Genomic DNA, 24997 nt, shown 5'->3' on the forward strand with positions numbered 1-24997 from the left:
AATATGAAAAGAATAAACGAAATTGAAAATATAGATTTTTCTAAAAAATAGAAGGACTTTTGATACTTTTTATCGAAATATAATATTCGAACATATTATTTACTGCATGGAGGGATACAAAATGGCAGATCGTCGCAATTTATTTTTCTTTTACGGTGATGATAAAGCAACACTTGTCGAAAAAATGAAACCAGTATACGACATTTTAGAAGAAAATGGATTTACAATATTAGACCATCCAAAACATGCAAATGCCATCGTTAGTGTTGGCGACGACGGTACATTCTTGCAAGCTGTCAGAAAAACAGGATTTCGTGAAGATTGTTTATACGCAGGGGTTTCGACAACAGATGATATTTCCTTTTACTGTGACTTCCACATTGACCATGTCGATAGCGCCCTTCAAGAAATCACAAAAAATGAAATTAAAGTAAGAAGATATCCAACAATTCAAATAACAGTTGATCACGATACATCTTTTTATTGCTTAAATGAATTTTCACTGCGCTCTAGCGTTATTAAAACATTTGTACTAGATGTGTACGTTGATGACTTATACTTTGAAACATTCAGAGGCGATGGCTTAGTCGTTTCTACACCAACTGGAAGCACGGCGTATAATAAATCACTACACGGAGCTGTTGTGGATCCATTAATTCCATGTTTCCAAGTGAGTGAACTTGCTTCTTTAAATAACAATACGTACCGTACACTTGGTTCTCCATTTATTTTAAGTAGCAATCGTACATTGACATTAAAATTAGCTCCAAATGGAAAAGATTATCCTGTCATGGGCATGGATAACGAAGCATTAAGTATTAAACAAGTTGAAAAAGCAGTTGTTCGTTTAAGCGATAAACAAATTAAAACAGTAAAACTAAAAAATAACTCGTTCTGGGAAAAAGTACAAAGAACGTTTTTATAAAAAATAGAGGCGGCATATGCCGCCTCTATTTTTTATATACAATTTCACCATCTACAACCGTTATTACAACATCTACCTCTTTTATTTCCTCTTCTTGAATGTCAAATATATCTCTGTCTAATATAGTAAAATCCGCTTCATATCCTGCAGCAATTTTCCCCCGGCTTTCTTCTTTTCCGATTGCATATGCGCTTCCTGTTGTGAATAGCGAAGCGGCTTCAAATACTGTTAACCTTTCTTCTGGTATGTAACAGTTTCCATCCACAAAGCTTTTCCTTGTTACGGCACTATATATCCCTAAAAGCGAGTTCACCTGCTCGATTGGTGCATCCGAACCGCCCGCACAGTGCAAGCTAGCATGAAGAAGTGTTTTCCAGGCATACGCATAACGAAGACGCTGTTTTCCTAGTTTTTCAATAACAGATGGAAAGTCGGAAGAAACGAAGACAGGTTGAAGATCTAAAATTGCAGGGAGCTTCTTCATGCGATCGATTAACTCTTCACGCACAAGCTGACAGTGAATAATACGATCACGCTGCCCTTCCTTTGGTGGATGCATTTCGAGCGCATCTATCACATATTCAAGTGATAAATCACCAATTGTATGAATTGCAACAGGCATATGGAAATCTCTCGCTTGTTTTACAAGTAGCGCCAGCTCATCACGTGAAAAGATGGAAACTCCATTTGTTTCCTTTGCATCTTCATATGGTTCACTAAGCAGCGCTGTTCGTCCGCCAAAGGAACCATCCGAAAAGATTTTCATTGCTCCAAACTCAATATAATGTGTATTCTCATAGCACTTCCGTTCATGTGCCACCTCATGATGAACAAGAAGGTGTGCTTTAAACGGCATATCTCGAATCACTTCTGCAAAAGCTTTATATGTTTTTTGAAAACCACCGTAATAGTTTAAGTCTTCTGTATGACCACCAACTAACCCGTATTTCCAACAATCTTGAATGGCTGTTTTCAATGCGTTTGTTAAATACGCTGCATCGATTTCTGGTTGAATATGAGCAATCAAATCCTGCGCTTGTTCGTACAATAAACCTGTGAATTCACCAGTTTTATCACGCCCAATTTTCCCGCCTTTCGGATCTTCTCTATCCTGCATAATCTCTGCTTTCTCAAGAATATAGGAATTTACCAAAGTCACATGACGACAAACGCGTTTCAATAAAATAGGATGATGAAGTGACAGAACATCTAAATCACGTTTATGTATGTCTTTCCGATCTGTAAAGTTATTTTCATTCCAGCCTTCTCCAATAATCCATTCTCCTTGCTTGGCTATTTTTACTCGTTCAGCAACAAGATTTAACACTTCTTGATAAGATGTACATGCTGATAAATCTAAGCGAAGCAATCGTTCCCCGTGTCCAATAAGATGCATATGACTGTCTACAAGACCAGGGAGCATTGTTTTTCCTTCTACATCAAATAATTGCTCCGGATGATAACGAGCTTCTAAATCTTCTTTCATTCCAATAGCAATAATCTTACCATTTTCTACGTAAACAGCTTCTACGGTCGTTCCTTCTTCTTCCATTGTATAAATCTTTCCGCCATACCAAAGTTCTCCCATTTTTTCTCCCCCTTTGCTTCTTACTTTTTAGTGTACGAAATTGGCAGCAAGAAAAAAAGCAGGCAGATTTCTCTGCCCACGATTCTTTCGTACTTACAATCCTTCTTTATCCCGCTATTGGCGGGCAGTAAAACCCCTACCTCAAGACTCAAAGAAAATAGGTGGGGGATAACTGTCCGTAAAAGTCCGATTGGTGAGAGCTTTCCATCAGTGGGGGATAAAGCCCCCCCCACTGATGGAAGTTTCACTTTACTTCGAAGCTATTTCCATTTCACGCTTTCGCAATTCAATGCGGCGAATTTTACCGGAAATTGTTTTTGGAAGTTCTTTCACAAATTCAATCTTCCGCGGGTATTTGTAAGGTGCTGTTAATTCTTTTACATGCTCTTGCAGAAGTGGAATTAACATTTCATCTTGTTCCTCTATCCCCTCTTGTAAAACAATAAAGGCTTTTACGACATTCCCTCTTATTTCGTCTGGACTTGCCACAACAGCACATTCTCTTACGTATGGATGCTTCACAAGTGCATCTTCCACTTCAAACGGTCCAATTGTGTAACCAGAACTAATAATAATATCATCGCCTCGCCCTTCAAACCAGAAGTAGCCATCTTCATCCTTTTTCGCCTGATCACCTGTAATATAATAATCACCGCGAAATTGCATAGTTGTACGTTCCGGGTCTTTATAGTACTCCTTAAATAATGCTGGTGTTTTGATATGTACCGCAATATCTCCTACTTCTCCCGGAAGAACTGGTTTACCATCTTCATCAACAATATCAACTTGATTACCTGGCGTTGGTTTCCCCATCGAACCAGGCTTTGTTTCCATTCCTTTTAATACACCAACAAGTAATGTATTTTCTGTTTGGCCATAACCATCACGAACCGTTACATGAAAATAATTTCGGAACGTATCAATAACCTCTCTGTTCAATGGCTCTCCTGCTGAAACAGCACTATGCAAGGAAGACAAGTCATATTGCTGCAAGTTGTCTATTTTTGCCATTAAGCGATATTCAGTCGGCGTACAGCACAACACATTTACTTTATTATCACTTAATAATTGTAAATATGTTGTCGGGTCAAATTTCCCGTGATACACAAATCCCGTTGCACCTGAACCAAGTGTTGCAAGAAAAGGACTCCAAACCCACTTTTGCCACCCTGGACTTGCTGTTGCCCATACAACATCATTTTCTTCGATCGCTAACCAATTTGCAGCGCTCGTACGAAGATGAGCATACGCCCAAGCATGTGTATGTACAACACCTTTTGGATTACCTGTCGTTCCAGATGTATATGATAAAAACACCATATCATCACAATTTGTCTCTGCTATTTTTAGTACATCACTCTCTGTTTCAAGCGCTTCTCTTATATTGTTCCAGCCGTCTAGCGGTTCTTCACTTAATACAAATTTATAAAGCGAATTCATGGCTTCGATTCCATCGAATTGTCTAACATACGGCTCATAACTCACAATCGCTTTTACTTCTCCATGCGCAATGCGGTATTCAATATCTTTTTTACGCAGCATTTCTGAACTTGGAATGACAACAAATCCCGCTTTAATTGCGGCAATATACGTCATATATGTTTCAATAAGACGAGGCATCATAATTAGAAGCTTGTCCCCTTTTTGCAGACCACTTTTTATAAAAGCGTTTCCAATCTTATTTGCCCCTTGTAACAATTCCCCATATGTTACTTTCTTTTTATTGCCTTGATCATCTTGCCAAATAAGCGCAAGCTTATTTGGTTGCTTTGCATGACGCTCCATCTCTTCTACTAAGTTATACGTCGGCGGTGCTAATAACTCTTCGCGGCTCACATGTCTCATACGCTTCCCCCTTTACAATATACGACTTCCTTTTAATAATAAAGAATTTTCTGTCAATAATAAAGAGTTTTCTGTCGATGATAAAGAATTTTCTGTCAATTCAAAACTATCTTCTTTTGACAAATCGGTTTATATTTTGACCAGTTGGCTACAATAGTAGATGTTTTCTCTTATTTTTTTACAAAAAACAACAAAAAAAGAAAGAGCGGGGAATCCCGCTCTCTCTAAGCCATTATATATGGTTGTTATCGTTGAAAACCACCTAATTGTTGTTCAGCCATTGCAACTAAACGTTTTGTAATTTCTCCACCAACAGATCCGTTAGCACGAGATGTTGCATCTGGTCCAAGTTGTACACCAAACTCTTGAGCGATTTCATACTTCATTTGATCTAAAGCAGCTTGCGCACCAGCAACTGCTAATTGATTTGTGTTTGCCATATGGTATCACCTCCTTGTGAGTATAGAGTGTGATAAACCATATGGCTTCATACATATCTTTTAATGGTAATTTATGGTTTTAAAATAAATCTTCGAATTGTTCTTCTTCTGCTACTTCTACTGTTTGTAATACCATTTTCTCTGTATTGGCAACTGCTTCTTCAATAAGCGGCGTAAAATCATAGTATGATTCAAATTTATTTGCTTTTTCACGCTTCGGTTTTGTTGTTGGACTTGCTGGAGTAAATACTGTACAACAATCTTCATACGGACGAATCGAAATGTCATACGTACCGATTTGATTTGCAATTTTAATAATTTCTAGCTTATCCATCGCAATAAGTGGACGGATAATTGGATAATTTGTCACTTCGTTAATCGTGTGCATACTATCTAATGTTTGACTCGCTACTTGACCAAGGCTTTCCCCTGTTGTAAGAGCAAGCGCGTTACGCTCTTCTGCAATACGCTCTGCAATGCGCATCATCATACGGCGCATAATTGTCATCGAATAGCTAGATGGAATTTCTTTATTAATTGTTTTTTGCACTTCTGTAAACGGTACGAGATGAAGTGTTACACGTTTACAATACTTCGTTAACTCTTGGGCTAAGTCAATAACTTTTTGCTTCGCGCGCTCACTTGTAAATGGCGGACTATGGAAATGGACAGCTTCCACTGATACGCCGCGTTTCATTGTTAAGTAAGCAGCAACTGGGCTATCAATACCACCAGAAAGAAGAAGCATAACTTTTCCGCCAACACCAACTGGAAGACCGCCAGCTCCCATGCGCTCATCGCACATAATATAACTATAACCACTTCTAATTTCAATACGGATATTTACATCTGGATTATGAACATCTACTGTAATATCCTCTGTATTTTGTAAAACATGCCCGCCGATTTCTGGAAGCAATTCCATCGTTTGCATCGGAAAGTGCTTATAAGAACGATGAACCGTAATTTTAAATGTTTTTACTTCACTCTTTACTTGCAGGAAAGCAGCGAGTGCACCTTTTTTAATTTCTTCTAAATCTGTTGGTACTTTCATAGCCAAGTTAAATTTATGAATACCAAACACATCTTTTAACTTCTCCGCAACCGCTTCATGATCTTCACCATTTAATTGAATATACATCCGATCATGCGTCGCATCAATTTTTAAGTTTGTAAATTTCTTCAACTTATGTTTTACGTTATCTTTCAACGTACTTACAAATTTAGAACGGTTCTTTCCTTTTGTTGTCATTTCGCCGTAACGAACTAAAATATATTCGTATGTCATCATCTTTCCTTACCTCATCACTTCATATAATTTTGGCAATGTTTCTTTTACAATTCCTTCGAATTGTTTTACTTCTTCCATCGTATTTTCCGGCGCTAGACTCATGCGAATCGCACTTGCTGCTACTGCATGCGGTAAGCCCATCGCCAGTAAAACATGGCTGATTTCGTTTGCTTTTGAAGAACAAGCAGACTTTGTCGATACATACACATCACGTTCTTCTAAGGCATGTACAACAACCTCTGGCTTTAATCCTACAAATGATACGTTTAAAATATGCGGTGCCGTATGGTCATTCGGCGTATTAATTGTAACATCCTCCATATCATTAAAAACATGAATGAGTTCTTTTTTTAATGTTTGAAGATGTATGATATTCTCTGACTGCTTTTCTAATGTCATTCGCAAAGCTTTTATCATTGCAACAATTCCCGGCAAGTTTTCTGTACCAGAACGGTAACGCAACTCTTGTCCACCACCTGATAAAACTGGATCAAGTCTAACGCCATCACGAACATATAAAAGCCCTGTTCCTTTTACACTATGGAACTTATGCCCAGAAATTGTACAAAGGTCAATATGATTTTCATAAAAGTCAAGTGGTACTTTTCCAATTCCTTGCACATGATCCACATGGAACCGTACTTTCGGATAGTCCACTAACAACTTTCCAATTTCACCAACAGGCTGAATTGCTCCTGTTTCATTATTAACGTGAATCATGGAAACAAGAATTGTATCCTCTCGAAGAGCACATTTTACATCTTCTATCGATACAACACCATTTTCATTTACAGGTAAATATGTAACGTCAAAACCAAGATTTTCCAGCTGTTTATATGCTTCAGACACAGAAGCGTGTTCAATATTTGTTGTAATCATATGCTTGCCGCGGGAGCGATTTCTCATCGCAATCCCCTTAATTGCAAGGTTATTCCCTTCTGTTCCTCCAGACGTAAAGATAATCTCTGAAGGCTTTACATGAAGAAACTGAGCTGCAATCGCACGTGATTGCGTTAATAAACGCTCTGATTCTCCTCCAAGGGAATGAATAGAAGAAGGATTTCCAAAATATTTTCCTGCAACTGTTACATAAGATTGCAAGGCTTCCGGGTATGGTTTTGTCGTCGCACTATTATCAAAATAGATCATCGTTCGTCCCCTTTCAGCGATATCACATCACACAATCATATCATAAATTCATGCGTTTACGCTAAGCATGCTCATAGTTTCCGTCATTAAAGCGGAAGTATGCTTTTCTACTTTTAACTAAAAAACGCTCCATATTCCGCTATTCATTATAGCAATATTGCATCATCACGCATACAAAAGTTATTTGAATCAAAAAAACAAACCCCTTAATACATATTAAGGAGTTTGTTCTACGTCAACAAATTCAGCAATCTTTTGGACAACACCTGGCTCAATTTGTTCTAATACAGAAGCTGCTTGTTCGAGAGCTGCATCGTATTCATATTCACGAAATAATTGCTCTGCATTATCTAAACTTTGTGCCAGCATATCATCATGACTGCGATAACGATTACCATACTGAATTAATTTCTCTACTAAATATGCTTGCTCAATTAATTCTTGCGTTGCTTCATATACACCATTTACAATAGCTACTGCTTCTTCTAACGTACCATTTACCACGCCCATATTCAGCGGTTTTAATTCTAGCTGCTCATACACACTTTGCATCGCATGTTGGCCGTTTTGCAGATCAACCATGATGCTATCTGGCAAACCTGGTAAATTTGATTTTTGCATCATACGTTTTGATTCCATCATTGTATGGCGCATTTCTCGTAACGCTTCACGTGCTTCGAATTCATCTTTACGCATTGTTTGTAACATATCCTTGTACTCAGCGTGAAGTACTTTCAATGTTTCACATTGCTCGTAAATTTCCTCTAACTCTTCTCGGATGACAGAGAAGGCGATATCTTGCTCTGCAATACGAAGTTGTAATACTTCAAAACGCTTCATCAAAATATGCATTTGTTTTTCAATTACTTTTTGTGATTCGATATCTTTATCTTGCAGCTGATAACTTTGCTTCACAAATTGTGTTTCTGCTTTTGTTTCCAACGCCTGCTCTCGAATTGTTTCTAAATCTTCGTATACAGTTGCTGTCTGTTGCTCAACATAATATTTCGCTCTCACTTCTAATTCCAATTGTTCGTATAACGTATCGAGCTGCGTTTTTAAAACATCGATTTTTTCTTTTGCTTCCAACACATGTAGATATTCTAAATCGGCAAGACATGTTTGCAGTTGTTTGTTCATCTCTCTTACTTCTTTTGGGATTTCCAAATGATTTAATACATAGCCTTGCTTTTTCATATCGTCGTGACCTTGTGTTAAGTCTTCTAATTGTACTGGTAAGGTCGCTTGACATTCTACTAATAGATCAGGCACTTCATGCACAATTAGTTCTAAATTTGATAACCCTTCTTCTAAACTCCTAACAATTTCACGCGCTTTTAAATAATCGCCATTTTGCGTTGCTTCTTCAAACGTTTGAAATTTCTTCGACTCTACATCAAGTAACTCTTCAATTTTCTGTTCTGCTGAGCCAAACATATGGCGATGAGCAAGCACACTCTTTTTCATATTCCGGTATGTATCACGTAACTGTTCAATTTCTGAATTGTTTTTCTCGTAGCTTTCCAACAGCTCTTGCAATTCATTTAATATATCAGTAATCCGATGGTCTGCTTCATCTAAACTGCTAATGGATTCATTCATGATATGTTTTGCTTTTCGGAAGGAAAATTGCGCGGCAAGCTTTTGAGCGCTTTCTAATTCTTTTTCTGCTTTCGGAAGAATATTAGCAACAATTTCATCCCATTCATTTCGCCACTTCTCAAACAGTTCTTCTGTTTGTCCGGTCATATTTAACTCTTTTACTCTCTTTAGTTCATCTGCAACGGGCTTATCCTTAATTTCTTGTTGCCATTGCTGCAATGCCTCGATATCTTTATATAAACGATTTCTCATCACAAGCTCTACTATGAGGAAGAGCAAAATAGAGCTTACTACGATGATAACGATCGTTAAAATTGAATCCATTCAAAAGCCTCCTATTTATCTTGTTTTTTGTCCGTTCCGTTTTTTGAAATGGAAGGCGTTATGTAAGAAAAGGAAAATCCCCTATATTTAACAACTGTCAATGTACTAATCATACCATGTAATCATATGTTTTTGGCCTAGTTTTTAGAAAAATTTAACGAAAGAATTTACTACCTCCAAATTCATTATGGTTACACCTCTAACCAAAAGTTATAATTGCTAAAAACAGTATTTCTCTTCTATCTTGAGGTAGGGATCTTACTGCCCGTTAATGCGGGATAAAGTAAGTACTATTACCATCTCATTGACATACTACTATATAAGAATGCAAAAAAGAAGATACTGTTTCATTAGGAAGTAAACATAAAAACAGCTCGTTCCCATATATACTGGTAACAAGCTGTTTTTATGTTTTTCGATTTTCTTTATACATAAGCCGCTCTCGGCAGACGATAATGCGAATGCTCTATACAAAGAGTTTTCTCTATCCACTGCTCTACTTCCTTTATATACATTTCAATAAAAAACACTTCTGACGGAAATGAATGCAGCACTTCCGATATATATTGCGGATATAAATATGGCATACTGATCATCCCCTTCAGCTGCGTCATAAACATCGTGAAGGATATTTTTTGAAATTCTTTATTTTCCTGACCTTTTCTAATAAGTTGTTCCACATAATATCTCTCTTTTGAAAAGTAAATCGTCATTACTTCTCGAATTAATGTGCTATCTAATGAAAGTTCTCTGTAAAAGAAACGAGTAAGTTCTCTTCGCTCAAATTGATATTGTAAAATATTGCGTACCATCTGAAATAATACTTCTTTTGAAGACAAAAAATTCCGCTGTTCAAATGGCATTTCAATTACACGTAAGTACCCCTCTAAAAAGTCTGACACTAACTGTTCCAGCAATCCTTGTTTTCCAGCAAAATAATACGAAATATTGGCAGCATTGACATTTGCTTGTTTTGCTATATCACGCACCGATGTACCATTATATCCTTTCGCATAAAATAGCGAAATTGCCGCATCGATAATCTTCTGTCTCGCCTGTGTCATATACTTACTCACTCCCTTTCGTAGAACAGCTTTTATTCTTTAGCAAGCAATAAGAGCCCGTTGGTTCAACTAGCCATCAACGGAGGACGCCCTTCTCTACTGATGAAAGTTTCACTTTTATGTAAATTTCTTGACTTTTAGGACAAATTCCTTTAATTTTCTATCGACAAAGTCATGCGAATTATAGCTTATTTTGCAATAATTTTACATTTCACTAGAGAAAGGGTGGCGTTTTTATGTTTACATCAGAAGGATATACAGGTACACGCGAGGAGCAATACGAAACAGTAATCAAACAGCTCGATGCATTATTAACAGGTGAGTCAAATGTAGTAGCTAACTTAGCAAATGCATCTGCTTTACTCAATGTGTTTTTACAAGATATTAACTGGGTGGGCTTTTATGTAACGGAAGGAAATCAGCTTGTACTTGGACCATTTCAAGGATTACCAGCTTGCGTTCGTATCCCATTTGGCCGTGGTGTATGCGGCGCAGCAGCGGAAACAAAAACGACGCAACTTGTCGCTGATGTTCATCAGTTCCCTGGACATATCGCCTGTGATGCAGCTTCTAATTCAGAAATTGTTGTACCACTTATCAAAAACGGTGAGGTCATTGGCGTACTAGACATCGATAGCCCAAATAAAGGTCGTTTTGATGAAATCGATCAAACATATTTAGAGAAATTTGTAGAAACTTTATTAAACCATATATAAAAAAAACGGCTCTTAAGATAGAGCCGTTTTTTCTTTTTGCAGCGCTTGTGCTAAATCTACTACGACATCTTCCCACGCCTCAAGTCCTGCGGATAAGCGTAGTAAATTATCATAAATACCCATCTGCTCACGAATATGTTTTGGAATAACCGCATGTGTCATCGTTGCTGGATGCTGAATTAACGTTTCTGTATCACCAAGGCTAACTGCAATTGCAATTAACTTTAAGTTATCCATCAAAGCCTGTGCCTCTTCTTTTCCACCTTTTACTGTAAACGACAGCACTCCACCGCCGCGCTTCATTTGTTTATTTGCAAGCATCCCTTCCGGATACCATACATCTTCTACTAATTCATGATTTCTCAGAAAAGCAGCAATTTTTTCTGCATTTTCAGAGTGGCGATCCATCCGCACTGCTAATGTTTTTAAACCGCGCAAAAGCAGCCATGCATCAAATGGTGACATAATTCCTCCAACATCTTTGCGAATCGGACGAATTTTTTCTGCAAGCTCTTTTGTTTTACAAATCGTAACACCCGCGACAACATCACCATGACCGCCAATATATTTTGTCGCACTGTGCAAAACAACATCGCAGCCTAATGTAAGCGGTCTTTGTAAATATGGTGAACAAAACGTATTATCAACAATAACGAGAAGCCCATGCTGCTTTGCTACTTTTACAACAAGTTCTAAATCAATAAGTTTCATCGTTGGATTAATTGGTGTTTCTACAAAAATGATCTTCGTATTCGGTTGAATACTACTTGTAATCTCTGCTTCTGTTTCCATCTCACATAATGTATGCGTAATTGCAAATTTCTCCTCTAATACTTCTAAAAATCCATACGTACAACCGTATAATCCGTTAGAACAAACAATATGATCTCCCGCTTTTAAAAAGGCTAAAAGCGTCCCTGAAATAGCTGCCATTCCAGAGCCAAATGCAAGCGCAGCTGCCCCTTCTTCTAAAGCTGCCATTCTTTCTTCAAATAACTCGACTGTTGGATTGCCAAGTCTAGAATAAATGTAAGCTGAATCATATCCAGCAAAACTCGCTTCCCCTTGCTGGGCTGTTTCAAATGTATACGTAGATGTTTGAAATAACGGAGGTGTTAAACTCCCTTTATACTGCGCAGCATCATACCCGTGATGGACTAACGTCGTTTCGATATGTTTCTTTTTCATACAAACATCCCCCTTATACTCCATACTATGTAAGCGTTTTCTATCTGTTGCTATCCTTTCCATGAGCATTCATAAAATTCCTTCTTGCATTTTTCCAAAATTTATATGTATAAAATAAAAATTGATATTCTTGACTCCCTCCTAATAAACAGATATAATAGCCTTTGTGTAAAATAAAAAGGCAGCCTTGTAATGTGAGTTTATTGTTTGTATTTTGTTCCTCACGAAGAGGTGTATCGTGTAACTCCCTGCTGCTGGAGCGAGGGTACATGAAAATGAAATACGCATAAATGTCAATTACGTCTGTTTTTATTTTACAAAAATAAAAACATCTAAAGGAGGAGTCATTCATGGCTCGTTATACAGGTCCATCTTGGAAACTTTCTCGTCGTCTTGGAATCTCTCTAAGCGGCACAGGTAAAGAATTAGAAAAACGCCCTTACGCACCAGGTCCACACGGTCCTAACCAACGTAAGAAACTTTCAGAATACGGTTTACAATTACAAGAAAAACAAAAACTTCGTCACATGTACGGCATGACTGAGCGTCAATTCCGTCGCACATTTGACCAAGCTGGTAAAATGATGGGTAAACACGGTGAAAACTTCATGATCCTTCTTGAAGCTCGCCTTGATAACCTAGTTTACCGCATGGGCTTAACTCGCACTCGTCGCGCTGCTCGTCAATTAGTAAACCACGGCCACATCATGGTAGATGGCGCTCGCGTTGATATCCCATCTTACCGCGTTAAACCAGGCCAAACAATCAGCGTTCGCGAAAAATCTCAGAACCTAGCTGTAGTTAAAGAAGCTATCGAAGTTAACAACTTCGTACCTGAGTACTTAACTTTCGATGCTGACAAATTAGAAGCTACTTTCACTCGCTTACCAGAGCGCGCTGAATTAGCTGCTGAAATCAACGAAGCGTTAATCGTAGAGTTCTACTCTCGTTAATGATGAAAAGCCAATCCTTTTGGATTGGCTTTTTTCTTTGTAAAAATATTTATTTAAGCTTTATATTCATGGTTTCATTACGTTCTTGTTTCTCTACATAAACATGTGATTCACTTTGATTTTTTTGTAAGTGAGTTTTTTCATTTTCTGCTAACTGTCCTGCGTTCAGTAACGAAAAGATAATTAATGCTTCTAGTGACATATAGTTAAGCTCCTTTTTTCTATCACTTATGATACTTACATCATACAAGCTTGTTATGAACTTGAAGTGAACATACGGAAAATTTTTGAACAAAAAAGACTCCGGTATCACATACCGAAGTCTTATATATTCTCTTACGCTATTTCTTTACGCTTTTCCCCTAAAGAGTAGTTCACAACTTTTGTAATTGAGCTATTTGGAATGAAGTAAATCTCCCCTTCTTCTGCAACTAGCTGCGTCGTACGAAGCCCTACTTCTTCGACAATACCATCGATATCATTAATTTTCACTTTATCGCCAACTGAAAATTGATCTTCAAAAATAATAAAGAATCCTGTTACAATGTCTTTTACTAAGTTTTGTGCACCAAAACCAATTGCTAAACCGGCCACACTCACCCCAGCAAGAAGTGCTTTAATATCGATTCCTACTGTGTCTAAAACCGTCACAACTACCATGAAATACACAACATAATGAACAATATTTTGACAAAGCTTCGTTAATGTCGCCTCACGTCTTTCATTCGTGCGAACAGGCGCTTTGCTGCTCATCTTAAAAATTTGTTCAATTCCTACACAAGTTACGCGAATAACCACTTTTGCAACAATAAAAATAATAATAATTCTTAGGATAGTTCCCCCAAAGCTCATTAATTTTTCTGGGTTTAAAATATAATCTTCAAAGAATTTCTGAATATCCAAAATATTAACTCCTCTCCTTTAAAATGCAAAAAGCGTAAGGATTCTTACGCTTTTTCGCATATTAGTAACGAATTAAGAAATATTTTTTCTTACCGCGGCGAATGATTGTAAATTTGCCTTCAATGCGGTCTTTTTCTGTTACCGTGTAGTCTAACTCTTGTGTACGTTCACCATTCACATAAACCGCGCCATTTGTAATGTCTTCACGCGCTTGACGTTTTGATGGTGAAATTTTACTTTCTACAAGTACATCCACTAGTAATGCATCTTCTGTGTTACGCTCCACAGATGGTACATCCTTAAAGCCTTGTTCGATTTCTGCTGCTGTTAATTCTGCAACAGAACCGCTAAATAGTGCTGCTGAAATTTTGATTGCTTGCTCTAATGCTGCTTCGCCGTGAACAAGTTTTGTCATTTCAGAAGCTAATGCTTTTTGTGCTTCACGTTTTTCCGGCGCTTCTGCTACTTGTTTTTCTAATTCAAGAATCTCTTCATGAGATAAGAATGTGAAGTATTTTAAGTATTTAACAACATCGCGATCATCTGTATTAATCCAGAATTGGTAGAACTCGTATGGCGTTGTTTTTTCTGGGTCTAACCAAACTGCGCCGCCTTCTGTTTTACCAAACTTCGTACCGTCAGATTTCGTTACAAGAGGTACTGTTAATCCAAACGCCTTCGCATCTTCTTCTGATTTACGGATTAATTCAAGACCAGCTGTAATGTTCCCCCATTGGTCACTACCACCAATTTGTAATTTACAGCCGTATGTTTGGTATAAGTTTAAGAAATCGTATGATTGTAAAATCATGTAGCTAAACTCTGTAAATGAGATACCTGTTTCTAAACGAGATGCAACTGTATCTTTCGCTAACATGTAGTTTAAGCCAAAGTTTTTACCGATATCGCGTAAGAATGTGATTAAATCTAAAGAACCAATCCAATCATAGTTGTTTGCGATAATCGCTGGATTACCTGCTTTTTCAAAATCTAAGAAGCTAGAAAGCTGCTCTTTAATGCGCTCACTGAAAAAGGCAACTGTTTCTTTCTCATTTAATGTACGCTCTGCTTTTTTACCACTTGGATCACCAATTAAACCTGTACCTCCGCCAACAAGTGCGATTGGTTGGTGTCCCGCTTGTTGGAAGCGACGCAGTATTAAAATTGGAAGCATATGACCAATATGTAAACTGTCAGCTGTCGGATCAAAGCCACAGTATAATTTCACACTTTCTTTCTCTAGCAACTCTTGTAAACCTTCTGCATCCGTTTGTTGATTAATCAAACCACGGAACTCAAGATCTTGTAAAATGTTCATCAAATTCACTCCTTTAGAAATAGTTTTTGCGCGGATTTTAAAAACATAAAAAAATCGCCCCTTCAATAAGGGACGATTTTACTCATCGCGTTACCACCCTAGTTGCAAACAAAAAGCCTGCCACTTCATTCACATAACGGCTTATCACCGTCTTTCCCCTTTCGGATGAAATCCAATCGAAGAAAGATGCTCCAGAGGTGTAATTCACGATCATTTATGTGCTGATTTCCACCGACCATCAGCTCTCTAAAACAGGGAAATGATCACTACTGTTCCCTTTCCACGCTCGATTATTTATATATTTTCTTTTATACCATCAATTGTATATGCATGTCAAATGAGCTTTACTTATAAAAATGACTACGGTCTTTTTTCCAGCGCTAATTTAATACCAAATGCCACAAGTACAAAACCGCTTATACCTTGAATAGCCCGCTCTGTAGACGGCTTTTTCATCCACGTCCGAATCGCATTGATTAAATAAATATAGAGTATAAACCACAGAAAGGTTAAAACTGTATATGTCATTCCCATAATAAAAAGTTGAAAAAACGTATTTCCATCATGCTGTATAAATTGTGGTAAAAATGTTAGAAAGAAAATAGCTACTTTGGGATTTAACAAATTAGTAAGAAAACCTTGCCGGAAGCAAGAAGTGCCCTGATACTTACTTTTAACTGTCATATCCTCTGTTTGTTTTCCTTTCTTCCGTAAAGACCATAATGATACACATCCTAAATAAATAAGATAAATAGCACCAATATACTTAAAAATAGAAAATAAAAATGCCGATTTAACAAGAATTGCCGAAATCCCAAGTACAGCTGCTAACGTATGAATACTTAAACCACATAAAATACCAAAAACAGTTTTCATTCCGCCTTGTTTTCCCTGCAGCATTGTATTCTGAGTTACTAATCCCGTATCAGGTCCTGGCAAAATAATAAGAAAAATTGACATAGTAACAAAAAGATAATATTGCGTCATTAACATCCCTCCACAGGTTAAATCTTTTCTTTATCCCATTATATTAACATTCTTGCATCCTCTGTTGCATTTTACATATTACAATAAGTTATATGTAACGCTAAACAATTTGAATACAACTTCGCTATACTCTAAACAAGAAAGGCCTGAACCAAGTGTAGTTCAGACCTTTCTTATTTAATCTTCCATCGTAGACAAGTCTCCTGTTGGCAAGTTTAACTCCCAGGCCTTTAATACACGGCGCATAATTTTACCGCTTCTCGTTTTCGGTAATTTATCACGGAACTCAATTTGGCGTGGTGCCGCATGAGCAGCTAATCCTTTTTTCACAAATTGACGAATATCTTCTTTTAATTCATCGGACGCTTCATATCCTGCGCGCAGTGCGATAAACGCTTTAATAATTTCTCCGCGTACTGGATCCGGAATACCAATTACACCAGCTTCAGCTACAGCAGCGTGCTCGATTAATTTACTTTCTACTTCAAATGGACCAACGCGCTCACCTGACGTCATAATAACATCATCAATACGCCCTTGGAACCAAAAGTAGCCATCTTCATCCATATACGCAGAGTCACCTGATACATACCAGTCTCCTGGCATAAAATAAGACTCATATTTTTGCGGGTTATTCCAAACAGCACGCATCATCGATGGCCAACCTTTCGCAATCGCTAAGTTCCCCATCGTATATGGCGGCACTTCATTTCCTTCATTATCAACAATTGCTGCCTTCACGCCTGGAATTGGTTTTCCCATTGATCCTGGACGAATTTCCATACAAGGATAGTTACAAATAACTTGTCCTCCTGTTTCTGTCATCCACCATGTATCATGAATGCGAAGACCAAATACGTTCATTCCCCAACGAATTACTTCTGGATTTAACGGCTCACCAACACTTAACACGTGGCGTAGCTGTGATAAATCATACTTTTTAAGCGTATCGTTACCAGCACCCATTAGCATGCGGAATGCTGTCGGAGCACTATACCAAACCGTTACACCATAATCTTGCAACGCTTCATACCATGCCTCTGGACTAAAGCGTCCTCCTACAATAACGTTCGACGCCCCGACTAACCACGGTGCAAATATACCATAGGCAGTTCCTGTTACCCAGCCTGGATCAGCTGTGCACCAGTATACGTCGTCTTCTTTTAAATCTAGCACCCATTTTGCTGTTTGATAATGCTGAACCATTGCATTTTGAACGTGCAACACGCCTTTTGGTTTCCCTGTAGAACCAGACGTATAATGTAAAATAAGTCCATCTTCTCTTCCAAGCCATTCAATATTCAATTTATTAGAAGCTTTTTCAAAAAGTGGGTTAAACGCTGTAATTTTACCGCCTTCTTCTACATTTTCACCAACGATAAATACCGTTTTTAATGCTGGTAAATCATTAAGAGGTATGCGCTCTAACAATTCTGGCGTTGTCACAAGCACTTTTGCTTCACTATCCACTAAGCGGTCGCAAACAGCCGCTTCCATGAAAGCTTCAAATAATGGTCCGACGATTGCTCCTAGCTTTACAGCACCAAGTAAAGTAAAATACAATTCCGGTGAACGAGGCATAAAAATAAAGACGCGATCGCCTTTTTCGACGTCCCCAAAATTCTTTAAGACATTCCCTGCTTTATTCGAAAACTCCATCATTTCTTTAAATGTATATTTCTCTTTTCTCTCGCCATCTTGATAATACAATGCTACTTTATTTTTTCGGTGGGATTTAGCATGTCGATCAATTGCTTCATAAGCCATATTTACTCGCCCAGTTTCATGCCAAGAAAAGTTTTGATTTACTTCTTCCCAATTAAAATTTTGATATGCTTCATCATAATTTAACAAATTATTTTCACCTTTAATTACTGGAAGCGTTTCTACTTTCATTCTTTACATCCCCCTTCTATGTACTCCATGTATTTTTATTATAAATATATTTTTTATAATTTTCAGTATTTTTTACAAATTTCGCACAAATTTTTACTGACAAATTTCGATTCACATCGCATACTGAGTACAGTAGTATGAAAATAGATAGTAGATTCACAAAGCCCTGAAGGTGGTGAGCCTAAAATTGATTCATAGTAAGGTATACAACGTAAGAAACTTGAAAACGCCGAAAGGAACTTTAGTTATTGAAGGTCCTGTCAAAACGCATAATTTAGAAATGTATGAGTTTCATCCTGATTTAGTTGCCTTTCGACCTGCCGACCAGCAATATAAAGCAATTGTCGAAATTTCTAAGTTACCGGAAGCCCGCATCATTATTGCTCGTCATGAACAAACGATTGTTGGCTATGTAACATATTTATATCCCGATCCGCTTGAGAGATGGTCTGAAGGGAAAATGGACGATTTAATCGAACTTGGTGCCATTGAGGTTGCATCAGATTTTCGCGGATGTGCTGTCGGAAAGAATTTATTAGAAGTTTCCATGATGGATGATCATATGGAAGATTATATTATTTTAACAACTGAGTATTATTGGCACTGGGATTTAAAACAAACCGGCTTAAATGTTTGGGAATATCGAAAAGTAATGGAAAAAATGATGAATGCTGGTGGACTTGAATGGATGGCAACGGATGACCCTGAAATTTGTTCGCATCCAGCAAACTGCTTAATGGTTCGCATCGGAAAACGCGTTGATACACAATCCATTCAAAAGTTTGACCGCTTACGCTTCCAAAATCGTTTCATGTACTAAAAGGGAGGATTACATCATGATTGTTGAAGAAATTATGAATCAAAATGTAACAGCGCTGCGCCCAAACGACACGATTGAAACAGCTTTACGAACATTAGCAGCAAAAAGCATCCGTCACATTCCAGTTGTAAATGAAAAATATGAAGTCGTTGGGATTATCTCCGACCGTGACGTTCGAGATGCAAGTCCATCTATTCTTGATGAACACGTTTCAAAGGATGCTCTTAACGAGCCAGTTGAACGTATTATGAAACATCCCGTTATGACATGTCATCCTCTTGACTTCGTTGAAGAAATCGCCACGTTATTTTTCGAAAATAAAATTGGCTGTCTTCCTGTTACAAAAAGCGGTAAGCTTGTCGGTATTATTTCAGAATCGACTGTACTGCATACGCTCGTCAAATTAACAGGTGCTCATCAACCAAGTTCACAAATTGAAATTCAAATAAAAAATGAACCTGGTATTCTCGGAAAAGTTGTTGCTGTTTTTAGTGAACTGAAAATTAACATTGTAAGTGTTCTCGTCTATCCAGCAAAAGAAGAGAGCGACAAAGTTCTTGTTTTCCGCATTCAAACAATGAATCCTCTTAAAGCAATTGAAGAACTAGAACAAAAAGGCTACCGTGTGTTATGGCCGAATATCGCGGGGATGGGAACATGAAAAATGTATTCATTTACTCAGAAGATTATCAGGGCTATTCCTTTAGTCCTGATCATCCTTTTAATCAGCTTCGTGTAAAGCTGACATATGATTTGCTTCAAAAAGGAGGATTCATACACCCTTCACAAGTCATTCCACCACGAATCGCAACAGATGAAGAAATTGCTTTAATTCATACAGAGGAATACATAAATGCGGTAAAACGTGCTGGAGAAGGAACGCTAGAAAAATCAATTGCAATGTCTTATGGTCTTGGAACAGAAGATACGCCAATGTTTGCCAATATGCATGAAGCAAGCGCCCTTCTTGTTGGGGGGACATTAACTGCGGTCGATGCAATCCTTGAAGGAAAAGCAGAACATGCTCTAAATTTAGGAGGCGGCTTACATCACGGCTTTCGCGGCAAAGCATCTGGCTTTTGTATTTATAATGACAGCTCGATTGCTATTAAGTATATGCAGCAAAAATATGGTCTTCGCGTTTTATACATTGATACAGACGCTCATCACGGTGATGGTGTACAGTGGTCCTTTTATGATGATCCTAACGTATGCACAATTTCCTTACATGAAACAGGGCGTTACTTATTTCCAGGAACAGGTGCTGTAAACGAGCGTGGTCAAGGCAATGGATACAGCTATTCTTTTAACGTTCCTCTTGATGCTTTTACAGAAGATGATTCATTTATACATGCGTATCGCACTGTCATTCGTGAAGTCGCCGATTATTTCAAACCAGATATTATTTTAACGCAAAACGGAGCGGATGCTCATTACTATGATCCTCTAACACATCTTTGTTCAACGATACAAATTTACCGTGAAATCCCGAGGCTTGCTCATGAAATTGCTCATGAATATTGCAATGGTCGCTGGATTGCAGTCGGTGGCGGCGGCTATGATATGTGGCGCGTCGTTCCAAGAGCTTGGGCACTCATTTGGCTCGAAATGAATAACATCCAGAACATCTCAGGTTATCTCCCTCCAGAATGGATTGAAGCTTGGAAAGGACAAGCAACAACTGAACTTCCCCTCACATGGGAAGACCCTAACAACATGTATAATCCTATCCCTCGAAAACCAGAAATCGAAGAAAAAAACGCATTAACCGTGGCAAAGTCTCTTGAAATTATTCGGAATAATACAAAAAAGGCATTATATTAAATAAAAGAATAGGAGATTTGCTCCTATTCTTTTTTATGAAGGGTGATTTTTTATGTGGACACAACAACTCATCCATACAAAGCGTGGTACTTTTGAACTATTTTCAAAAGGAAACGGAGAACCCCTCTGTGTAACACACCTATATTCACAGTTTAATGAAACAGGAGATTACTTTGCCGATAGCTTTACATCATCACATCAAGTTATATTAATCAACCTAAAAGATGCAGGTCATTCAGTAACTACTTGTAAAGAAGAAGAATTAAGTATGGAAGAAACAGTTGAAGACCTAGAAGCAATTCGTGAAGCGCTCCGCATTTCATCATGGCATTTCGCAGGACACTCTACCGGCGGCATGCTTGGACTAATGTACGCGATAAACCATCCGCAGTCATTACAATCTTTAGTAGTAGTTGGCGCTGCTGCCAGCGATTACACAAAAACAAAAGACTGCATTTATCATCCGGATCATCCGCAGTTTGCATATATGCAGCAACTGATTGAAGATTTGAAACTACCACATCTTACAAAAGAAGAAAGAAATGCCTTATCAGTCAAGCGTGCGAAGCTATCTTTATACCATCCAGAGCAATATGAAACATACTTTTCAAAACCTATTCATAAGACGATGGCCGCAAGCCGTATGAACTATTTTTCAAAAGAATTTCGTAGCTTTGATTTAAGAGAACACCTTTCTAGCGTAACAACAAAAACGTTAATCATTTGTGGAAAACACGATGTTCAATGTCCCATTGCCTCTTCCCTACAAATACATCAAGGCATACGAAACTCTTCTTTTATTTCTTTTGAACACAGCAATCATTATCCCTTTTTAGAAGAGAAAGAGAAATTTTTATCTGTTACTACAGCGTTCTATCATTCTTTAAAAGAAGGAAGTGGCCAAGTATAATGCTTCAAAATGGGATAAAGGAGCATTGTTATTTTAATACGAGGAGCCATTTTTATGGAAACCAATAAGTATTTTTTGTATTTAGGAGTGATATGGTCACTACTATTTTCTGGCTTGAGTTTCTATTGGGCAGCGGGGGGCATGTTTGGTGTTAGATCCCTAGGAGGTGCAATTTATGAAATGGCATTACATCCAACACCATCGTTTATAGCAATCGTTTGGATAACTGGATTCATAAAATTGCTCGGAGTAGTATTGCTCATCATGTTGTTAATGAAATGGGGAAATTCTCGGATTCAAAAGTCGCTCTATCTCATAATAAAAATTTGTGGACTTTTACTTTTTTTATACGGTTTGTTCAATTTCATAACAATATCCTTGAGTGCAATTGGTGTTTTAAACCTTGAATTAGATAGATATGCCACCTTCTGGAGATTGGTACTCTGGGAGCCTTACTGGATGATCGGAGGTATATTTTATTTTTTTTCTATAAAAAAAACTAGAGAATGTAGAGTTACAAGATACAATAATATCTGAAATAATAACAAGGAACGTTAATTCGAAAAAAGACTAATTACCTAATAGTAATTGTATGAAGTTTGCTATTCAACAATTAGCCGCAATCGCTGAATAGCCTTTAGGTTTAAACAACTTTATTGTTATATTTTTCCGTACAGTGTTTCATATCAAATGATAATTATCGCTCTTTGAGGAATAATGATAATAACAACTATTTAATTTATAGCGGAGAAGTGAATATGCCGAACATTTTTATTTATATAGCGTTTGCAATGTTGTCCATTGTATTTGTTCTATTATTATTCCTATTTATTGGTTGGCGTTGGATCATAGAACTAACGGTGAAGAAGTACGGAAAAATTATTTTAACCGATAATTATCAAGAAAATATTACAGAGTTGATACCAACTCTAAGGCATATGGGCATTCAAAATATGCTGGAAAATAGCTTGCGCGCAGAAACAGGCAGCGTCCTTCAGCGACCACTTGCTGGATCTTCCAAAAAATGGCCACACTTGGATCCGATAACCTTTATTCCTGCACAAACGACACCATTTCCAATTGATGGTGAAGAAGAAATTGATCTAAAAATAACCATTGGACCAAAAGCAAAAAAACCACTGGAAGTTCAAATCCCTCTAATGATTAGTGGGATGGGCTATGGGATAGGGCTTAGTGAACAAGCAAGGCTTTCATTAGTAGAAGCAGCTAAAAATGCAGGAACAGCGATTAATTCTGGTGAAGGAGGAATCTTGCCTGAAGAGTTAGACACAGCCGGGAAGTATATTTTACAGTTTTCGAAAACAGCATGGGCAAAGGAAAAAGAAGTGATTAAGCGTGCTAACATGATCGAAATTAAACTTGGTCAAGGGGCACTAGCCGGGATGGGCCAGAAAATCGAGCCTAAAGATTTAACAGGTCGTGCTCGCGAAGTGATGGGGCTTAAGGAAAATGAGGATGCTGTGATTTTTGAACATTTTTTTGAAAATCAAACATTAAGGGATATAAAAGAACTAGTTGAGGAACTAAGGAGTTTATCTGGCGGTGTCCCCATTGGTGTGAAAATAGGGGCAGGCGGAAAGATTGAAGAAGATATTGATCATTTAATTGACCAAGGTGTTGATTTTATCGCGATTGATGGAGGACAGGCAGCGATGAAAGAGGCTCCACCTATTTTATGCGATGATTTTGGTATTCCAACATTGCATGCAGTCGTTCGTGCTGTGAATCATTTAGAAAAAAGAAATAAGAAAGGAGAAATAAGCTTAATTGTCTCCGGAGGACTTTTAGTCCCTGGACATTTTTTGAAGGTGCTCGCACTCGGCGCTGATGCCGTGTATCTTGGCTCTGCAATGTTATTTTCTCTCTCACATACTCAATCCTTCAATGCACTTCCTTTTGAGCCACCGACACAAGCTGTTTGGTACAACGGGAAATTTAAAGATCAATTTAATGTCGAAGATGGAGTAAAATCTGCTGAAAAGTTTTTAACCGCAAGTGTAGAAGAAATAAAAATGGCATTAAGAGCAATGGGAAAACGCTCATTAAAAGAATTGTCAAAAAAAGATTTAGTATCGTACGATGAGTTGACTGCTAAAATGGTTGGAATTCCGTTTTCATTTGAAGCTTGGGAAGACAAGCAAGTACAGAATTAAGTGCGTCAATAAAGAGAAATCCCTATCAGTAAAGAAGTTCTTCATCTTCTCACTGAGAGGAATTTCTCTTTTTTTACTCTTCAACCGAATCCTGTATCTTTTGCATATTTTCATGAGAAATGAAAGAACTTAATAAAAAACGCTATCATTACACCATGTACCGCACTACATAAAGAAGGTGAACGCTATGAAAAGATTTCTAATTTTGTATACCCTATTTACATTTATGACAGGCTATTCTACTAAACAGGCTTCCACTGAAAAGCATGCATCTCATCCCAAATATGAAGAAGCCGAATTAACGAAAAATGTGAAATATTCATCGCCCTCAAACGAACCACTACAACCTCCAACTCCTCCAAAACAAGAAAAGGTTATTTTAGATGTACCGCTCATACCTCAAAAACCTGAGCTGAAATTCGGCTGTGAAGTGACGAGCTTAGCGATGGTACTGCAACATGCTGGCGTGAAAGTCGATAAAATGCAGTTAGCAAATAATATAAAAAAAGACAATGATCCGCCATCTGTCAGCAAAGACGGAGACATTCTTCAATGGGGAAACCCTAAAGAAGGATTCGTTGGAGATATAACAGGGAAAACTATGGGATTTGCTGTTTACGTTGAACCGCTACAACAATTAATGGAACAGTATCTTCCAAATCGCACAGTAAATTTAACAAGAAAATCTTTTGATGATGTGCTAGCTCAAATCAACATAGGTAAACCTGCAGTAGTTTGGACAACAGGGGATTACAAACTTCCTGACAAATGGGCGTCTTGGAAACATGGAAACGAAAACATTACAGCTCCTCTAGATTTACACGCTGTTGTACTCGTAGGCTTTGAAGATGGATACGTTTATATTAATGATCCTTTAACGGAGAAAAAAGCACTGAAGGTAAACAAAGAAACGTTTATTCAATCTTGGGATGCGTTAGGAAAGCAAGCTTTGTCGTATCGTTAACAAATACAAAAAAAGGAAAACGCATTCAGTTTTCCGAATTCACTTTCATTCCCTTTTACTCTTTATTTCTACCTTAAATCTATATACAATGTATGGGATAGAACTAATAATTTTAT

General features: G+C 37.7%; 23 protein-coding genes and 1 other annotated feature. Of the genes, 10 read left to right on the forward strand and 13 right to left on the reverse strand.

Annotated features, from left to right (window positions below; genetic code table 11):
• Nucleotides 1–121: 121 nt before the first annotated feature.
• Nucleotides 122–925 carry an NAD kinase gene (locus CN326_RS01235; RefSeq protein WP_098305419.1) on the forward strand — a complete coding sequence of 268 codons (804 nt, stop codon included), beginning with the start codon at nucleotides 122–124 and terminating at the stop codon, nucleotides 923–925.
• A 25-nt stretch (nucleotides 926–950) separates the two neighbouring features.
• On the opposite strand, the gene CN326_RS01240 is transcribed toward CN326_RS01235, so the two are convergent.
• From CN326_RS01240 to refZ, 7 genes are all read right to left on the reverse strand, one after another.
• On the reverse strand, nucleotides 951–2513 hold the full coding sequence (locus CN326_RS01240) for an amidohydrolase (protein ID WP_098305421.1): 1563 nt from the start codon (nucleotides 2511–2513) through the stop codon (nucleotides 951–953).
• A gap of 249 nt (nucleotides 2514–2762) precedes the next feature.
• Nucleotides 2763–4349 (reverse strand): acyl-CoA synthetase MbcS, encoded by a 1587-nt coding sequence (mbcS, locus tag CN326_RS01245; RefSeq protein ID WP_098305499.1) that lies wholly within the window; start codon nucleotides 4347–4349, stop codon nucleotides 2763–2765.
• Between the two features lie 254 nt (nucleotides 4350–4603).
• Entirely contained in the window at nucleotides 4604–4798 is a 195-nt protein-coding gene (locus tag CN326_RS01250; protein ID WP_098305423.1) for an alpha/beta-type small acid-soluble spore protein, read from the reverse strand.
• A gap of 79 nt (nucleotides 4799–4877) precedes the next feature.
• Nucleotides 4878–6089 (reverse strand): tRNA uracil 4-sulfurtransferase ThiI, encoded by a 1212-nt coding sequence (thiI, locus tag CN326_RS01255; RefSeq protein ID WP_098305425.1) that lies wholly within the window; start codon nucleotides 6087–6089, stop codon nucleotides 4878–4880.
• 6 nt (nucleotides 6090–6095) lie between these two features.
• The gene (locus CN326_RS01260; RefSeq protein ID WP_098305427.1) at nucleotides 6096–7238 is read right to left on the reverse strand and encodes a cysteine desulfurase family protein; all 1143 of its coding nucleotides are present in this window, start codon (nucleotides 7236–7238) and stop codon (nucleotides 6096–6098) included.
• Nucleotides 7239–7454: 216 nt separating this feature from the next.
• Nucleotides 7455–9164, reverse strand: coding sequence for a septation ring formation regulator EzrA (ezrA, locus tag CN326_RS01265; RefSeq protein ID WP_098305429.1), 1710 nt, complete (start codon nucleotides 9162–9164; stop codon nucleotides 7455–7457).
• Nucleotides 9165–9589: 425 nt separating this feature from the next.
• The gene (gene refZ, locus CN326_RS01270; RefSeq protein ID WP_098305431.1) at nucleotides 9590–10228 is read right to left on the reverse strand and encodes a forespore capture DNA-binding protein RefZ; all 639 of its coding nucleotides are present in this window, start codon (nucleotides 10226–10228) and stop codon (nucleotides 9590–9592) included.
• 236 nt (nucleotides 10229–10464) lie between these two features.
• On the opposite strand from refZ, the gene CN326_RS01275 reads away from it, so the two are divergent.
• Nucleotides 10465–10944, forward strand: coding sequence for a GAF domain-containing protein (locus CN326_RS01275; RefSeq protein ID WP_098305433.1), 480 nt, complete (start codon nucleotides 10465–10467; stop codon nucleotides 10942–10944).
• A gap of 12 nt (nucleotides 10945–10956) precedes the next feature.
• On the opposite strand, the gene megL is transcribed toward CN326_RS01275, so the two are convergent.
• Nucleotides 10957–12132, reverse strand: a complete 1176-nt coding sequence (megL, locus tag CN326_RS01280; protein ID WP_098305435.1) for a methionine gamma-lyase — start codon at nucleotides 12130–12132, stop codon at nucleotides 10957–10959.
• A 350-nt stretch (nucleotides 12133–12482) separates the two neighbouring features.
• On the opposite strand from megL, the gene rpsD reads away from it, so the two are divergent.
• Nucleotides 12483–13085: a 30S ribosomal protein S4 gene (gene rpsD, locus CN326_RS01290; RefSeq protein ID WP_098305437.1), complete on the forward strand. Its 603-nt coding sequence runs from the start codon at nucleotides 12483–12485 to the stop codon at nucleotides 13083–13085.
• Nucleotides 13086–13134: 49 nt separating this feature from the next.
• On the opposite strand, the gene CN326_RS01295 is transcribed toward rpsD, so the two are convergent.
• The 5 genes from CN326_RS01295 to acsA form a co-directional block, all read right to left on the reverse strand.
• Nucleotides 13135–13287: a transporter gene (locus CN326_RS01295; protein WP_098305439.1), complete on the reverse strand. Its 153-nt coding sequence runs from the start codon at nucleotides 13285–13287 to the stop codon at nucleotides 13135–13137.
• A gap of 134 nt (nucleotides 13288–13421) precedes the next feature.
• Entirely contained in the window at nucleotides 13422–13988 is a 567-nt protein-coding gene (locus CN326_RS01300; RefSeq protein ID WP_098305441.1) for a mechanosensitive ion channel family protein, read from the reverse strand.
• Between the two features lie 61 nt (nucleotides 13989–14049).
• The gene (tyrS, locus tag CN326_RS01305) at nucleotides 14050–15306 is read right to left on the reverse strand and encodes a tyrosine--tRNA ligase (RefSeq protein ID WP_098305443.1); all 1257 of its coding nucleotides are present in this window, start codon (nucleotides 15304–15306) and stop codon (nucleotides 14050–14052) included.
• Between the two features lie 65 nt (nucleotides 15307–15371).
• Nucleotides 15372–15598 (reverse strand) — a binding site (T-box leader).
• Between the two features lie 68 nt (nucleotides 15599–15666).
• Nucleotides 15667–16293, reverse strand: a complete 627-nt coding sequence (locus CN326_RS01310; RefSeq protein ID WP_098305445.1) for a LysE family translocator — start codon at nucleotides 16291–16293, stop codon at nucleotides 15667–15669.
• Nucleotides 16294–16470: 177 nt separating this feature from the next.
• Nucleotides 16471–18189, reverse strand: coding sequence for an acetate--CoA ligase (acsA, locus tag CN326_RS01315; protein WP_098305447.1), 1719 nt, complete (start codon nucleotides 18187–18189; stop codon nucleotides 16471–16473).
• A gap of 187 nt (nucleotides 18190–18376) precedes the next feature.
• Here acsA and CN326_RS01320 point away from each other — a divergent pair, with 187 nt between their 5' ends.
• The 7 genes from CN326_RS01320 to CN326_RS01350 all read left to right on the forward strand — a co-directional run bounded on the left by CN326_RS01320 (nucleotide 18377) and on the right by CN326_RS01350 (nucleotide 24881).
• Nucleotides 18377–19009: a GNAT family N-acetyltransferase gene (locus CN326_RS01320; RefSeq protein ID WP_098305449.1), complete on the forward strand. Its 633-nt coding sequence runs from the start codon at nucleotides 18377–18379 to the stop codon at nucleotides 19007–19009.
• Nucleotides 19010–19025: 16 nt separating this feature from the next.
• Nucleotides 19026–19670: an acetoin utilization AcuB family protein gene (locus CN326_RS01325; RefSeq protein ID WP_098305451.1), complete on the forward strand. Its 645-nt coding sequence runs from the start codon at nucleotides 19026–19028 to the stop codon at nucleotides 19668–19670.
• A complete protein-coding gene (locus tag CN326_RS01330) occupies nucleotides 19667–20833 on the forward strand; it encodes an acetoin utilization protein AcuC (protein ID WP_098305453.1) in 1167 nt (388 codons plus the stop codon). Before CN326_RS01325 ends, CN326_RS01330 begins: the two co-directional genes overlap by 4 nt.
• 52 nt (nucleotides 20834–20885) lie before the next feature.
• On the forward strand, nucleotides 20886–21743 hold the full coding sequence (locus CN326_RS01335; protein ID WP_098305455.1) for an alpha/beta fold hydrolase: 858 nt from the start codon (nucleotides 20886–20888) through the stop codon (nucleotides 21741–21743).
• A gap of 54 nt (nucleotides 21744–21797) precedes the next feature.
• Nucleotides 21798–22280, forward strand: a complete 483-nt coding sequence (locus CN326_RS01340; protein WP_098305457.1) for a DUF3995 domain-containing protein — start codon at nucleotides 21798–21800, stop codon at nucleotides 22278–22280.
• A gap of 221 nt (nucleotides 22281–22501) precedes the next feature.
• A complete protein-coding gene (locus tag CN326_RS01345) occupies nucleotides 22502–23917 on the forward strand; it encodes an FMN-binding glutamate synthase family protein (protein ID WP_098305459.1) in 1416 nt (471 codons plus the stop codon).
• A gap of 187 nt (nucleotides 23918–24104) precedes the next feature.
• A complete protein-coding gene (locus CN326_RS01350; RefSeq protein ID WP_098305461.1) occupies nucleotides 24105–24881 on the forward strand; it encodes a C39 family peptidase in 777 nt (258 codons plus the stop codon).
• Nucleotides 24882–24997 lie beyond the last annotated feature (116 nt).

Origin of the sequence: Bacillus sp. AFS018417 (assembly GCF_002560985.1) — a bacterium.
GTDB lineage: Bacteria > Bacillota > Bacilli > Bacillales > Bacillaceae_G > Bacillus_A > Bacillus_A rhizoplanae.

What these genes read in the sequence shown, in the direction of transcription:
- CN326_RS01235 (WP_098305419.1), top strand. Translation starts at nt 122, where the DNA reads ATGGCAGATCGTCGCAATTTATTTTTCTTTTACGGTGATGATAAAGCA.
- CN326_RS01240 (WP_098305421.1), bottom strand. Translation starts at nt 2,513, where the DNA reads ATGGGAGAACTTTGGTATGGCGGAAAGATTTATACAATGGAAGAAGAA.
- CN326_RS01250 (WP_098305423.1), bottom strand. Translation starts at nt 4,798, where the DNA reads ATGGCAAACACAAATCAATTAGCAGTTGCTGGTGCGCAAGCTGCTTTA.
- thiI (WP_098305425.1), bottom strand. Translation starts at nt 6,089, where the DNA reads ATGATGACATACGAATATATTTTAGTTCGTTACGGCGAAATGACAACA.
- CN326_RS01260 (WP_098305427.1), bottom strand. Translation starts at nt 7,238, where the DNA reads ATGATCTATTTTGATAATAGTGCGACGACAAAACCATACCCGGAAGCC.
- ezrA (WP_098305429.1), bottom strand. Translation starts at nt 9,164, where the DNA reads ATGGATTCAATTTTAACGATCGTTATCATCGTAGTAAGCTCTATTTTG.
- refZ (WP_098305431.1), bottom strand. Translation starts at nt 10,228, where the DNA reads ATGACACAGGCGAGACAGAAGATTATCGATGCGGCAATTTCGCTATTT.
- CN326_RS01275 (WP_098305433.1), top strand. Translation starts at nt 10,465, where the DNA reads ATGTTTACATCAGAAGGATATACAGGTACACGCGAGGAGCAATACGAA.
- megL (WP_098305435.1), bottom strand. Translation starts at nt 12,132, where the DNA reads ATGAAAAAGAAACATATCGAAACGACGTTAGTCCATCACGGGTATGAT.
- rpsD (WP_098305437.1), top strand. Translation starts at nt 12,483, where the DNA reads ATGGCTCGTTATACAGGTCCATCTTGGAAACTTTCTCGTCGTCTTGGA.
- CN326_RS01295 (WP_098305439.1), bottom strand. Translation starts at nt 13,287, where the DNA reads ATGTCACTAGAAGCATTAATTATCTTTTCGTTACTGAACGCAGGACAG.
- tyrS (WP_098305443.1), bottom strand. Translation starts at nt 15,306, where the DNA reads ATGAACATTTTACAAGATCTTGAGTTCCGTGGTTTGATTAATCAACAA.
- CN326_RS01310 (WP_098305445.1), bottom strand. Translation starts at nt 16,293, where the DNA reads ATGACGCAATATTATCTTTTTGTTACTATGTCAATTTTTCTTATTATT.
- acsA (WP_098305447.1), bottom strand. Translation starts at nt 18,189, where the DNA reads ATGAAAGTAGAAACGCTTCCAGTAATTAAAGGTGAAAATAATTTGTTA.
- CN326_RS01325 (WP_098305451.1), top strand. Translation starts at nt 19,026, where the DNA reads ATGATTGTTGAAGAAATTATGAATCAAAATGTAACAGCGCTGCGCCCA.
- CN326_RS01330 (WP_098305453.1), top strand. Translation starts at nt 19,667, where the DNA reads ATGAAAAATGTATTCATTTACTCAGAAGATTATCAGGGCTATTCCTTT.
- CN326_RS01335 (WP_098305455.1), top strand. Translation starts at nt 20,886, where the DNA reads ATGTGGACACAACAACTCATCCATACAAAGCGTGGTACTTTTGAACTA.
- CN326_RS01340 (WP_098305457.1), top strand. Translation starts at nt 21,798, where the DNA reads ATGGAAACCAATAAGTATTTTTTGTATTTAGGAGTGATATGGTCACTA.
- CN326_RS01345 (WP_098305459.1), top strand. Translation starts at nt 22,502, where the DNA reads ATGCCGAACATTTTTATTTATATAGCGTTTGCAATGTTGTCCATTGTA.
- CN326_RS01350 (WP_098305461.1), top strand. Translation starts at nt 24,105, where the DNA reads ATGAAAAGATTTCTAATTTTGTATACCCTATTTACATTTATGACAGGC.